Genomic DNA, 13,588 nt, shown 5'->3' on the forward strand with positions numbered 1-13,588 from the left:
CTTATCTCGGCGGTAATTGATAATTTATCAAACCATATTTTTTAATTAAAGTCCCGGAGCCAGCATCTTGCCCGTTGATTTTTTCATAGCCTCCACCTCTGCACTCACATGAGCCAACAGGACCGAACATCCCGTAATTGTAACCTGCAGTGTAGCTAAATCCGGATAATACGTAATAACGTTTGCCTACATAAACAATCAGTTTATCATTTATGTTGAAATGCTCAAATGGTAAAATCACGGTTTGCAGCTCTACCTGGCTATTAAGTTCGGCGCTAACAACCGTATCTTTTGCTAATAATTTATTTTGCTGAAGGTAAAAGCGAATTTCCTTTAATTCCTTTTTACTGAAACCTCCTAAATAGATTGGCAATTTTCCGTCGACCGTTGTAATCGTATCACACACTTCCTTTTGCATACGAATGGCTTCCTTCTTTGAACTATATTGGTTCCACTCCACACTGCCCCATACAAAAGCAACCAATAATAAAATCACACCAATTATAATGGCGATAAAAATTGCTATGACCTTAAAAATTTTCCTTGCTGTCATTATTCCGTTGTTTTAAAACTTACTGGCATAGTATAATACGACCTCACAAATTTACCGTTTAGCTTTGCGGGTGTCCATTTTGGCATTCTTTTCAACACACGGATTACCTCTTCGTCACAGCCGTATCCTAACTTTTGCACAATTTGAATATTGCTAATAGAACCATCAAGCTCAATGGTAAACTTTACGCGTACTGTTCCGTTAACGCCCTCTTCAACAGCCTCATCGGGATATTGAACATTGTTAGCAATAAATTGTCTTGCTTTGTTTATACCGCCAGGAAACTCAGCCGGTATATCAACCTTTTCAGGATTTTCTGTATTGTCGTAGCGTGGCAATGGCGCAATCGGCGCTGGGTTTAGAGGCGCTACAAATGTAGAAACCGCTGTTTTTACAGACAGTAAGCCTTTATCATTTTGTGTATAAACTCTAAGTATAGTTGCTTTATTCGGCTCTTTTTGATAGAAAAATATCTGATTTTTAATCACTTCGTAACTACCACTTTTAACGGTATCGCCCGTATTTCGATTTACAATATGTTTGATCTCTTTTCCAATTCTTTGGGTTTTACCATATCTGTACAAATTGTAAAAAACAGTGTCATTCTTTGCTTTCGCATTTCCATGGCTCAGGTTTATATAGTAACTGGTATTGTCAACTTTGAAAGCAAAATCAGGCGTTCTACCTTGTGCGTAACTAGTCGCAGTTAAAATTGAAAAAGCGAAAACCATGGCAAGCTTTCGTTTTATAGATGTTTGTACAATAATCATGTTCGTTTTAAATAGGTAATTGAAGATAGAACATTAAAAGTTCATGTCTTAGTAGAACTTGTTATTCGTAGATAACCGTCTATTATTTGTTACAAAAACCTTATTATTCGCAAACGATGACCATTTAACAACCATAGCATCAAACAAACAAAATTCAAATACGATAAGTTTGAAAGATTTAAGTGGATAAAATTAATACCCGTTTTAATGATTTTCGTAAAATATCTATTGCGTTTTCCATTTCATTTCTATCTAAATGCCCGAATCCCAAACGAATTGCCCGAAGGTTTTTGGTTTGATATAATATTGTTTTAGGTAGAAACAAACCTCCTTTTGCGCACTCTTGCTTAAGTTTTATTAAGCTAAAATCATCAAGCCACTCTACCCAAACGGCTAGGCCACGTGCTGGCATTTTAAATTTGATGCTAGTACCCAGTTTTTTGTTCAACAAATCCACAAAGTCATCTCGGCGCTCCCTGTATATTTTTTTGTTTTTTTTCGCAAGGCGATGAACTTCTCCGTCTTCTAACCAATGGGTTAAAACCTGTTCTTTTATCACATCAATTCCGGGTTCTAAAATCCGCTGATGTTTTTCCAACTCAGCAATAAAATCGGCGGGTGCTGTAATAAACCCGTAGCCAAATCCCGATGGCAAAGAACGAGCAAACGAACCAATATAAACTACATTAGCATTCGGATTTACAGCTGATAACGGCAGGATTGGATTATTATCATAATGAAAATCAAAATCGTAATCATCTTCTATTACTACGAAATTATAAACGCCCGCCAAGGCTAAAATTTCCATTCTTCGCTTTGCGCTTAAACAATTTGTGGTTGGGTAATGATAGTTTGAAGTGAGGTATAAGGCTCTTATTGTATTTTCTTCACAAACCTTTCTTAACGCTTTGGTAGCTATGCCCTCTTCATCAACCGGTATCGTTATAATTTGTGCGCCACTGTCAAGCAAAGTCATGTTTGCACCATAATAACTGGGTGATGCCACTACTACTTTATCGCCCTGCGAAATTAATAGCTTGCTTACTAAAAACAAGGCTACTTCATGACTGCTGGTAGTAAGAATATTTGACGAAGCAATTCGTAGACCGCGAGTTACGTTCAAAAAATTAGAAAAGTGATTTTTAAATTCGGTATGTGATTGCGATTGTAACTGTTTCCAACTTATGCCATTTTTCTTTCTTTTTAATCTCGAAACATATAGTCTTGCCAGAATATCGGTTTGCACCAATCGTAAATCTGGTAATCCGTCGTTAAATTGATAAGGCAAATTGCTGGTTTCAACCGGATCTTCCAAAATCAGCGAATGCCTAAAAGAGAAACTTTTACTTACGCTACCAACAGGCTTTGCTTCCTTAATTTGCTTTTGATTGGAAAGAATAAATGTTCCTTTGTTAGGCAATATTTTTATAAAACCTTGCAGTTGCAAATCATCAAAAGCCTTTATTAGTGTATTACGATTTACATTAAGCAAACCACACAACACACGCGTACCCGGAAGTTTTGTTCCCTCGGGTAGCAAACCCATCTGAATAGCCTTTATAAACTCGAAAACAATTTGCAAATAAACTGCAATACCGTCGTATTTTTTAAGCTGAATAAAACTTTGAAAAGGAATTTGAACCGGACTACTCATTTTATACAAACTGGTACACTTTAGTGGTACGGCAAGATACTACTTTTGCAAAAAAACAAACAAATGAAAAAAATTTACTTTAGCATATTTTGTATTGTCCTAACGGGAAATCTTTTTGCCCAAAACCAAAAGGACACTGTTATTACCATGAAAGATGTAGTAATTAACGAGAACCGATTTAATACGCCAATTTCAAAACAAAATAGAAATGTATATGTGATTGATAATGTAACAATTGCGAAATTGCCAGGCAGAACACTTCAAGAAGTTCTACAATATGCTAATGGAATAGACATAAGGCAACGAGGTGCTTTTGGCGGACAAGCAGACATTAGTGTTGATGGTGGAAGTTTTGAGCAAACGGTTTTGCTATTAAACGGCACAAAAATTATCGATATGCAAACTGCCCACAACATGCTTAATTTACCAATTCCGGTTGAGGCAATTGAAAGAATTGAAATTGTTCGTGGCCCAGCTGCACGTATTTACGGTATAAACAGTTTAACTGGCGCCATAAACATTGTTACTAAAAAACCAACTAGCTCTGGCGTTTTGGTCTCTACTTATGCCGGTTCAAATTTCGAAAAAAATACGGATGGAAATGGAAATACCTTTGTGGGAGGTGGCGTACAGGCTGGCGGTGTTTTGAGCAAAAAAAATCATCAACATTCTATTTTTGGCTCCTATGATAAAGGCAACGGTTATCGTTTTAATACGGGCTTCGAAAACAACAAATTACTTTATCAGGGAAACTTCCAACTAGATGAACTAAATACAATTGATGCTTTATTTGGCTATGTTAAGAGTGGTTTTGGCGCCAATGGTTTTTACGCAAGTCCGGGAGATAGAAATTCTGACGAGCATGTACAAACCACACTTGCTTCTATACAATCTAAACATCAAATTTCTAACAAGTGGACATTAATGCCTCGTTTAAGTTACCGCTACAACTTTGATGATTACCGTTATTTTGGGCCGACGAATTTAAATGCCGGCAGAAGCAGACATTACAGCAACTCGTTTTCTGCAGAGCTAAATACCAGCTATAAAATTGCCAAAGGCGAATTTGGGTTTGGAGCAGAGGCCAGAAAAGACGATATAAATTCGACTAGTATTGGCGAACGCGATAGGGATAATTTAGGAATTTATGCGCAGTACAGAACACAATTATTGGAAAAACTAAATGTAAATATTGGTACTTATCTTAACTACAATTCTGACTATAAATGGCAAATTTACCCAGGCTTGGATGCTAGCTACGAGATTGCAAGCGGTGTAAAATTCGTTACCAACATTGGTACAAGTCAGCGTATTCCATCTTTTACTGATTTATATTTAAACCAACGCCCCGGAAATATTGGTAACGAAAACCTTTCTTCAGAAAATGCTTTACAAGCAGAATTAGGTTTAAAGATTGATAAAGGGAACTTCAATTTTAATGCAAACTATTTTTACAGAACCATAGATAAGTTTATTGATTGGACGCGTTCTGTTACTACCGACCCTTGGCAAAGTAATAACATTGGCGATTTGCAGACTAACGGTATTAACTTTAGAGCTAACTATAATTTTGCAGTTGCTGAAAAATCCAAAATCAATATTAATTTAGGTTATTCTTATCTAGATTCTGAGTTTAAAAACATCAACTCGCAACTGGCATTTAAATACTTAATTTCATCATTAAAACATCAAGTTACCAACACAGTTGATTTTCGTTATTCAAATTTTTCTGTGTTGCTTGCAACGCGTTTTAACGAGAGAATGCAAGGCCCATCTTATTGGATAAACGATGTAAGATTATCGCAATCGGTAGATAAATTTACTTTCTTTCTGGATGCGCAAAATATATTTGATACTACCTACAATGAAATTGGCGCTATTCCACTACCATCAAGGTGGATGAGTTTGGGTGTTAAGTTTGTGAGTTTCTAAAAACACCAAAAGCGCTAGCAGAACGTTAGTGCTTTTTTTATAAGCTATTTTAAGCCGAATGTTTAGAGTGTGTTTTAGATTTGCAGAGTTACGTTAGAGCGGAGAAGTTTTATTCACTGTATAAACAAAAATAGCCCCGGTTGTAGCGAGCATCCCGATTTTTCATCGGGATAAAGCGTAAAACGGGACTATCTTTATATAGTTGCAGTGTACCTGCGCTTCAGAAAACGAGATTAACTCTGTTTAATTTCAAAGCTACTTAAGTTTACAAATTGCTGTAAACGCAAAGCGATATCTTCCTGACTTAGCGAAAGTAAACGCTCTGTTCCAAATTTTTCTACACAGAACGACGCTAATGCTGAACCGTAAATTAAAGCGTTTTTCATATTGTTGAAGTTTACGGTGCCAACTTGTGCCAAGTAACCGATAAAACCACCAGCAAAAGTATCTCCAGCGCCAGTCGGATCAAAAACATCTGCTAGAGGAAGGGCTGGAGCAGAGAAAATTTTGTCTTCGTGGAACAACAGTGCGCCGTGTTCTCCTTTTTTGATGATAAGGTACTTAGGGCCCATGGTAAGGATTTTTTTAGCTGCCTTAACCAAAGAGTATTCGCCAGAAAGTTGGCGAGCCTCAGAATCGTTTATGGTTAGAACGTCAACCATTTTAATGGTTTCCAACAAATCGTCCATCATAATGTCCATCCAGAAGTTCATCGTATCTAGAACGATTAATTTAGGGCGATTTTTAAGGCGTTTAATAACGGTTTGCTGTATTTGTGGCGTAAGGTTGCCTAACATCAAATACTCGCAGTCTTGGTAGCTTTCTGGAATAATTGGGTCGAAGTGTTCTAAAACGTTTAGTTCTGTTACTAAAGTATCACGACTATTCATATCGTTGTGGTATTTGCCACTCCAGAAGAAAGATTTTTCTCCAGCTTTAATTTGCAATCCTTCGGTATCTACACCTTTGTCGTTTAAAGTTTGGATGTCTTCTTTTTTGAAATCATCGCCAACTACAGCAACAATTTTTGTTTTATTATAGAAGTAAGATGCTGCCAAACTAGCGTAAGTTGCAGCGCCGCCAACAATTTTATCCGTTTTTCCAAAAGGTGTTTCAATGGCGTCAAAAGCCACAGTACCTATGATTATCAAGCTCATATATATCTTGTTTAATTTTTTTTAAAAATTTTCACTGCAAATATTGCATAAATAATTTAAAAGCCCTAATATTGCATTCCCAAAACGAACAAGGCATTTTGTTAATTGCATTATTCCAAAGGCGTTTTCGGGAAACAACCAGCACTCCTTCTTAGCTCAGCTGGTTAGAGCATCTGACTGTTAATCAGAGGGTCGCTGGTTCGAGCCCAGCAGAGGGAGCAAAAATCCTCACAGTAATGTGGGGATTTTTTATGAAAACATTGCCAAAGGAGTTTGGCAGCATTACAATAACCAGAATAAATATTCCTTCTTAGCTCAGCTGGTTAGAGCATCTGACTGTTAATCAGAGGGTCGCTGGTTCGAGCCCAGCAGAGGGAGCTTGATAGCTCAAGCCAATCCCCACTCCAAAAGAGTGGGGATTTTTTATGCTCCATAATTAATCTCTTCTATCTATATTCAAAAGGTATTGCTATTTTTAAACATGCCTTTTCTAAGCGAGATCAATATCCCGAGTTTCAACATCAACGATTATCCGTTTAACATTCCATCGTTTAAAAACGGTGTAAAGCTAAAATTGCGTAACAACGTTACTTTTTTCGTTGGCGAAAATGGTTCGGGTAAATCAACTTTATTAGAAACTGTTGCCGAAACTATAGGCTTTAGTTTAAGAGGAGGCAATAAAAACCATAACTTAAATATTGGATCAAGCTTTACTGGCTATGAAAGTCAACTTACCGAACAAACCAAATTGGTTTGGACGCCTAAGCGGTTAAATAATGGCTTTTTTATGCGAGCAGAAAGTTTTTTCAATTTCGCAGATTATATAGATGAAATAGCGAAAGAACTAAACCCAGAAAAATTTTATGAAGCTTATGGTGGCAAATCTTTGCACCACCAATCCCACGGAGAATCCTTCCTAGCGCTTTTCGCTAATCAATTTGAAAAAGGCATTTACATCCTCGATGAGCCCGAGGCAGCTTTGTCGCCAGCTAGAATTTTAAGTTTTATGACGATCATTAATCAATTAGAGAAATCTGGCAGAGCACAGTTCTTAATTGCCACGCACTCCCCTATGCTACTGTGCTATCCAGGAGCTGACATTTTCAGTTTTGATGAGGACGGTATTCAATCTGTAGATTACGAAGCAACCGAACATTACACCCTAACTAAGAATTTCTTGAACAACCCAGATGCTTATTTTAGATTTTTATTTAGTAATGAAGACTAACTAGTTTAATGCTCAAAGTTAACTCCCTTATTATCAACTGTATACTTTCAACTCTATAACAACACCCCTACCACTTCAAACTTCTCAAATACAGTTTCGGTATGCGGTGCATCGGCAAGTTCCTTAGTTAAATCCTGACCAGCCCAATGCTCGTAATGTTTACCGTTTTTCCAAAGTCTACTAGCACCAACATCATAAATTAAACCTTTGTAAGCTACCCAAATTTGCGGTTTATCTTGTCCGTTGCGCAAAGCGAGTTGTTGCTTGGTATAACTTAGTAAATCCATCACTTTGTTGCGGGCTTATAGTTAAAACGTTCAAGCAAATAAGTACCTAAAAGCAACATTGCCATCAAACAAAAATGATTTTCCAGGGGAATATTTGCGAATTCTAAAGCAACTGTCTCCCTGCGCTCGTAAGCTACAATTGGAATATTGCACAAAATGCCGTAGGCGATATAGAACAAAACCAAACTCGCCACGAAACCACGGTAAAACCGGTACATAAACCTTAATCGATTAAAATACTCTACAAATAGTAACAGCAGAATTAATATGCCAAATACAATTGTTGGATAGGATTTTGTATGTGCAAAAAACAAAAAAGCTACGCAAATACCAATTAAGGCATTACTAATGGCCAAACTGTATTTCTGTCCTTCGTTATTTGGAAATTTTGAATTTAAGTAACGATACAAGTTTAAGCTTGCAAATACCAAACTAAAGTTAAAAAGTAATTGCTCGACAGGTACTTTCCTAATATTGATACCTAAAGTGTAAGGTGCATTAAATTTAAATACGGCAAAATCGGTTAAAAAAATTGAAACGCCGGCAAATAATAAGGCAACAGCAAAACTAGGCAACACAGTAGTTTTAATAGTGTTATAGTCCAAATTTACTTTATCAAAAGCTAGCAAGAACGGAAATAGAATTAGACAAATATTTATTAAAAGGAATATGTAGTTCATTAGCTTGTGCAAAATTATTTGCCAAAAGTAGTCTTTTTGTTAGTGTTTCAGCAAATACTTTAAACGTAAAAAGGCCACGAACAAAATTCGTGGCCTTTTACATAGATATATGTTGATGTAATTATTTTCTATGCTTCTGCAGCAACAGATAAATCTTTGTTATAAGTTTTTAAATATTTTTTTAGAATACCTCTAGCTACGTGGATTCTGGTTTTTACCGTTCCAATCGGAATTGCTAACTCTTCTGCAATTTCATGATATTTGAATCCTTCAAAATATTTAATAAATGGCACATAATATTCAGGCTGAAGGGTTGCTAGCGCTTTATGTATATCCGTCATTACAAATTTGCTCTCTACAGCATTTCTAGTAGCACTGTAATGCAGGTTTGCAGAAGAAATGTCTTCGCTTTGTGTGATTAAAGTATTTGTTTTAACCATACGACGGTAATTGTTAATAAACGTGTTACGCATAATCGTAAATAACCATCCTTTTAGGTTTGTACCTTCTTTAAACTTACTGTAATAAGTTACGGCTTTAAGCATCGTATCCTGAACCAAATCGTTAGCATCTTCTACGTCTTTTGTAAAATTTAAAGCGAATGAGTGCAACGAGCCAGAATAATCATTCAATTGGTGGTTAAATTGAAGCTGTGTCATAGTTTTTTAGTTTTAAGTTTTAAAAAAGAACCTTTGCTGTTGGTGGTTCCTAGCAAATTCTGTTATATCAAAACTTATACAACTATAATACCAAAAAAATGGAGAATTTAATTTAAACTAAAAAACTGCTTCAACACGCTTTCAAACGCATGTCACAAAATGTTTACTTCTCTTTCTAACATTACGCCGAACTTGGTATGCACAGAATTTATAATCTGTTCTGAAAAACTGTACACCTCTTGTCCACTTGCATTACCATGATTTACCAAAACCAAAGCCTGATTTTTCCAAGTTCCGGTGTTACCAACTACTTTTCCTTTAAAGCCACACTGCTCAATTAACCAGCCAGCTGCTAACTTAACACCGTTTTGCACTGGATAATTTACTACATCTGGAAATTTTTGAATTAGTTCTTGAAACTGTGCTTCTGTTATAACCGGATTTTTGAAGAAGCTACCAGCGTTGCCAATTGTACTAGGATCTGGCAATTTACTCACCCTAATAGCCGCAACAACTGCAGACACGTCGGCAATATTTGGCGTTATTATATTTCTGTTAGTTAGCTCGGCGGTAATGGCGCCATAGTGTGTTTGTAAGTTTGCAATTTTCGTTAAACGAAAACTAACTTGTGTTATAATGTATTTGCCTTTTAAGTCATTTTTGAATACACTGTCTCTATAACCAAACTTACAGTCTTCAAAACTGAACATTTTAGTTTTAAGGGTAGCAATTTCAAAAGCTTCGCATGATAAAAAAACGTCTTTCAGTTCTACACCGTACGCACCTATGTTCTGTATAGGTGATGCGCCAACAGTACCCGGAATTAATGTAAGGTTCTCTAATCCGGCGAAGCCGTTATTTACACAAAAGGTTACCAAATCATTCCAAACTACCCCTGCACCGGCTGTTACAATAATTTCATCGCCTTGCGTAGTGTAATTTATGCCTGGTATGCTTAGTTTAACAACAACGCCATCAAAATCTTCGGTAAAAAGCATATTACTACCGCCGCCCAAAATCAGCAACTTCTTGCCTTCTATTGCAGAATTGGTAAATAGCTTCATTAAATCATCTACCGAGTAGATGTCGGCAAAAAAATTGGCTTTAACATCAATACCAAAAGTGTTGTAAGGTTTTAAAGAAACATTTTGTTTTAGACTAAACATGCGTACGATTTTGTACAAATGTATTTATAAAAAATGATTGAAAACGATAAAAAGCCGCTTTGCTCAGGGTTACTATCTATCATTTTCACCTAGATAAATCCTCTATTCACCGATTTTCTATAGTTAAAAAACCTCGTTGAACCGTACTTTGCTAGCGATTATCATAGAAATAACATAATTAAAGAACAAAAAATATATTTCACAGGAAACTTTGGAATTAAAAAAAGTTTCCATAGTTTTGCCCGCAATTTAGATGAAACGCCATGGATATTAATCAAGCAGAAATTACAATAGCCGAAGAGATTAAAATTTTAATCAGAAAACTTTGGAGTTAATTAATTTCTAAAAAACACAAAGGGAGAAAAAAATTGGAAGTAAAGGAATACATTGTAGAGGAAGCCGATAAACTTTTTTGCCAGTATGGTTTTAAAAGTGTTACGATGGATGATATTGCCAAACATTTGGGCATTTCTAAAAAAACCATCTACCAACATTTTAGCGATAAAAATGAATTGGTGAACATTTTAATTGAGGACAGGCTAAACTGCCAAGAATGCCTTACGCAAGAATCTGCTAAAAATGCAGATAACGCTGTTGAGGAGATTTTTTATTCTTTGGTTAGCATGAACCAGTCTTTGGCAAACATGAATCCAAAAATGTTTTACGATTTACAAAAATACCATCCGCAAGCTTGGATATTTTTTAAGGAGTTTAAAGAAAAAGCTTTAGGAAAATCGATACGTAAAAACCTAGAGCGTGGAATTACCGAAGGCGTATACAGAGAAGATATTAAGATTGATATTTTAACGCAGTTGAGGTTAGACCATGTAGAGATTATTTTTAATAACCACAGCCATTACATTATGGACAAGTACAATATTGCCCAAGTGATGATAGAAATTACAGAACATTTTTTATATGGTATTTGCAACGACAAAGGCCTAAACCTATTAAAAAACTACAAACAACAAACACTAGAAAAAACCAAAAATTAAAAACCTTAAAAACACAATACATATGCTTAAAATAAATATGGTAAAATTATTAGTCATCCTATTAACGGTTGCTGTTTTGCCAAAGGTTGTTGTAGCGCAACAGCCATTAACTTTAAAAGACGCTTTAACTTTCGCTTTGCAACAAAATACTAAAGTGCGCAAATCGAAATTAGACATAGAAGGCGGAAGATATAAAGTACAGGAAGTTAGAGCGCAGGCTTTACCGCAACTTAGCGGCAACGTTGGCTTAACCTATAATGCAATAATCGGCCAGCAGGTAGTAGATTTTGGTGGACAATTGCAAACATTAAAATTTGGCCAGAAATGGAATTCTACAGCTGGCTTACAACTTTCGCAACAGCTTTTTAACCAACAGGTTTTTACTGGTTTACAAGCTGCCAGATCTAGTGAAGAATATTACAACCTCACTTCTCAATTAACAGAAGAACAAATTTTAGAACTGGTTGCCAACAACTACTATCAAGTATTGGTTAACAGAGAGCAATTGAACGTAATTGACAAAAACATAAAAAACGTAAAGGTTATCGAGAAAATCATTAACAATCAATACGAAAACGGACTTGCCAAAAAGATTGATGTTGATCGTATCAAAGTAAACCTAACCAATTTAGAAACCCAACGCGAGCAAACTTTAAATGCAATTACGCAGTTAGAAAACCAATTAAAATTCTCTATGGGTATGCCGGTTAATAATGAAATTATTTTACCTGCTACTGAACTTACCGAAGTTACTCAACTTCCGGTTTTTACAGATTCTATTAGTTTGGCTAACAGAACAGAGATTAAGCTTTTAAACAATCAAGACAAATTACTATCGTTACAAAGAAAAGCTTATGTTGCAGAATACTATCCAAGTTTGGCACTTACAGGAAATTATACCTATTCTAGCCAGAGCAACAGTTTCGACTTTTTGACCACGAATGCCTCGGCAATTGGCTTTGGTTCATCAGCCATTGGCTTAACGCTTAAAGTACCAATCTTTAACGGTTTTTTAACTCGCTCTAAAGTTCGCCAGGCAGATGTAGATATCGCGAAAGCAAAAGAAGATAGAAAAGAAACGACTAACTCTTTAAACCTAGCTTACGAGAATGCCAAAATTCAGTTGCGCAATAGTTTAAATACTATAAAAGCGCAAAAGAAAAATGCTGAATTGGCTGACGAGATTTACAGAAGTACGCAAAACAATTATAACAATGGCTTAGCTACTTTAACCGATTTATTGGATACAGAAAGCTCACTTACCGAAGCGCAAAATAGCTATACACAAGCTTTGCTAAATTATAAAATTGCCGAAATACAACTAATTAAATCAAACGGAAACATCAAATCTCTAATACAATAAAACTGTAGTTGAAGAAATAAATAAACAGAAAATGAAAAGAATAATAATTATAGTAGTCGTAGTAATAGCCGTACTTGGTCTTATTGCTTATGTATTAACCAATAACAAAAAGAAAAGTGAAGAAACTACAGCTTTTATTGCTAAAGGTAGTGGATCTGTTGCCGTTAAAACTGCAGAAGTTGCCCGTAAAGAGATTGATCTTGATTTTACAGCAAACGGAAACTTTGCACCAAACCAGGAATTAAACTTTAGCGCTGAAAATTCAGGTCGCGTTAGCAAGATTTATGTTGAAGAAGGTAGCAGAGTAAGCAAAGGAACTGTTTTAGCAAGAATTGATGCGGAGATTTTAAATACAGATAGAGAAACGGCCGAAGCAACTTACCAAAATGCCGTAAGAGATTTATCTCGTTACGAAAGTTCTTTTAAAACAGGTGGTGTAACCCAACAACAGTTAGATCAAGCTAAACTTACTGCAGAAAACGCAAAACTACGTTTACAGCAACAACAACGTAAGTTAAATGATGCTAACATTCGCTCATCTATTAATGGTATCGTTAACAAAAAAATGATTGAAGTTGGTGCTGTTGTAGCTCCTGGAACGCAATTGTTCGAGTTGGTTGATGTTTCTAAATTGAAATTGAAAGTAAACGTTAACGAAAGTCAGGTTGCTAACTTAAAAATTGGTGATGCTGTTCAAATTCAATCGTCGGTTTTCCCAACTGAAAAATTTTCTGGAAAAGTAACTTTTATTGCAGCAAAAGCTGATGAAACTTTAAACTTCCCGATTGAGGTTGAAGTAACGAACAATGCTAAAACCAGCTTAAAAGCAGGAATGTACGGAACAGCATTGTTTAAATTCCCTAAACAAGCACCAGCAATCTTGGTACCACGTACTGCTTTTGTTGGTAGTGTAAGTAGCAATGAGGTATATGTTTTAAACAAATCTAAAAACACCGCCGAAATACGCAAAGTTGTTTCTGGACGTATTTTGGGAGAAAACGTAGAAGTTCTTGAAGGCTTAAAAGAAGGAGAAACAGTGATTACTAGTGGTCAAATTAACTTGACCGAAGGCACTCCTGTTAGTATTATTAAGTAAAAAACAGATTTGAGATATGAGATTTGAGACCGGTTCTCATCTCTCATA

Annotated in this window: 13 protein-coding genes and 2 tRNA genes; 7 read left to right on the forward strand and 8 right to left on the reverse strand. The window is 35.8% G+C overall.

What is annotated here, in order from left to right; genetic code table 11:
* Position 1 precedes the first annotated feature (1 nt).
* The 3 genes from DUT69_RS16450 to DUT69_RS16460 all read right to left on the reverse strand — a co-directional run bounded on the left by DUT69_RS16450 (position 2) and on the right by DUT69_RS16460 (position 2,977).
* Positions 2-553, reverse strand: coding sequence for a hypothetical protein (locus tag DUT69_RS16450; protein ID WP_113654352.1), 552 nt, complete (start codon positions 551-553; stop codon positions 2-4).
* Positions 553-1,323, reverse strand: a complete 771-nt coding sequence (locus DUT69_RS16455; protein WP_113654353.1) for an energy transducer TonB — start codon at positions 1,321-1,323, stop codon at positions 553-555. Before DUT69_RS16455 ends, DUT69_RS16450 begins: the two co-directional genes overlap by 1 nt.
* Positions 1,324-1,501: 178 nt before the next feature.
* Entirely contained in the window at positions 1,502-2,977 is a 1,476-nt protein-coding gene (locus DUT69_RS16460) for an aminotransferase-like domain-containing protein (RefSeq protein ID WP_113654354.1), read from the reverse strand.
* Positions 2,978-3,040: 63 nt separating this feature from the next.
* Between DUT69_RS16460 and DUT69_RS16465 the strand changes: the two genes are divergently transcribed.
* Positions 3,041-4,909: a TonB-dependent receptor plug domain-containing protein gene (locus DUT69_RS16465; protein WP_113654355.1), complete on the forward strand. Its 1,869-nt coding sequence runs from the start codon at positions 3,041-3,043 to the stop codon at positions 4,907-4,909.
* Positions 4,910-5,142: 233 nt separating this feature from the next.
* Here DUT69_RS16465 and DUT69_RS16470 read toward each other — a convergent pair whose 3' ends face one another.
* A complete protein-coding gene (locus DUT69_RS16470; RefSeq protein WP_113654356.1) occupies positions 5,143-6,066 on the reverse strand; it encodes a PfkB family carbohydrate kinase in 924 nt (307 codons plus the stop codon).
* A 145-nt stretch (positions 6,067-6,211) separates the two neighbouring features.
* On the opposite strand from DUT69_RS16470, the gene DUT69_RS16475 reads away from it, so the two are divergent.
* The 3 genes from DUT69_RS16475 (at position 6,212) to DUT69_RS16485 (ending at position 7,294) form a co-directional block, all read left to right on the forward strand.
* Positions 6,212-6,285 (forward strand) — tRNA-Asn (locus tag DUT69_RS16475).
* 85 nt (positions 6,286-6,370) lie between these two features.
* Positions 6,371-6,444: transfer RNA gene (locus tag DUT69_RS16480), tRNA-Asn, on the forward strand.
* Positions 6,445-6,547: 103 nt separating this feature from the next.
* Positions 6,548-7,294, forward strand: coding sequence for an AAA family ATPase (locus DUT69_RS16485; RefSeq protein WP_113654357.1), 747 nt, complete (start codon positions 6,548-6,550; stop codon positions 7,292-7,294).
* A 53-nt stretch (positions 7,295-7,347) separates the two neighbouring features.
* On the opposite strand, the gene DUT69_RS16490 is transcribed toward DUT69_RS16485, so the two are convergent.
* The 4 genes from DUT69_RS16490 to murB form a co-directional block, all read right to left on the reverse strand.
* The gene (locus tag DUT69_RS16490) at positions 7,348-7,581 is read right to left on the reverse strand and encodes a cytochrome b5 domain-containing protein (RefSeq protein ID WP_113654358.1); all 234 of its coding nucleotides are present in this window, start codon (positions 7,579-7,581) and stop codon (positions 7,348-7,350) included.
* Positions 7,581-8,261, reverse strand: a complete 681-nt coding sequence (locus DUT69_RS16495; protein ID WP_162796342.1) for a lycopene cyclase domain-containing protein — start codon at positions 8,259-8,261, stop codon at positions 7,581-7,583. The genes DUT69_RS16490 and DUT69_RS16495 overlap by 1 nt, the downstream gene beginning before the upstream one ends.
* Positions 8,262-8,389: 128 nt before the next feature.
* Positions 8,390-8,920 (reverse strand): RNA polymerase sigma factor, encoded by a 531-nt coding sequence (locus DUT69_RS16500; RefSeq protein WP_113654360.1) that lies wholly within the window; start codon positions 8,918-8,920, stop codon positions 8,390-8,392.
* Between the two features lie 152 nt (positions 8,921-9,072).
* Positions 9,073-10,086 (reverse strand): UDP-N-acetylmuramate dehydrogenase, encoded by a 1,014-nt coding sequence (gene murB, locus DUT69_RS16505; protein ID WP_113654361.1) that lies wholly within the window; start codon positions 10,084-10,086, stop codon positions 9,073-9,075.
* Between the two features lie 368 nt (positions 10,087-10,454).
* Here murB and DUT69_RS16510 point away from each other — a divergent pair, with 368 nt between their 5' ends.
* Genes DUT69_RS16510 through DUT69_RS16520 form a run of 3 tightly spaced genes read left to right on the forward strand, consistent with a single transcriptional unit; the run spans position 10,455 to position 13,540 of the window.
* Positions 10,455-11,081: a TetR/AcrR family transcriptional regulator gene (locus DUT69_RS16510; RefSeq protein ID WP_162796343.1), complete on the forward strand. Its 627-nt coding sequence runs from the start codon at positions 10,455-10,457 to the stop codon at positions 11,079-11,081.
* A 37-nt stretch (positions 11,082-11,118) separates the two neighbouring features.
* Entirely contained in the window at positions 11,119-12,444 is a 1,326-nt protein-coding gene (locus DUT69_RS16515; RefSeq protein ID WP_240186744.1) for a TolC family protein, read from the forward strand.
* Positions 12,445-12,475: 31 nt separating this feature from the next.
* Positions 12,476-13,540 carry an efflux RND transporter periplasmic adaptor subunit gene (locus DUT69_RS16520; RefSeq protein WP_113654364.1) on the forward strand — a complete coding sequence of 355 codons (1,065 nt, stop codon included), beginning with the start codon at positions 12,476-12,478 and terminating at the stop codon, positions 13,538-13,540.
* The last annotated feature ends 48 nt before the right edge of the window (positions 13,541-13,588 follow it).

It is taken from the genome of Pedobacter namyangjuensis, assembly GCF_003313325.1.
Classification (GTDB): domain Bacteria; phylum Bacteroidota; class Bacteroidia; order Sphingobacteriales; family Sphingobacteriaceae; genus Pedobacter; species Pedobacter namyangjuensis.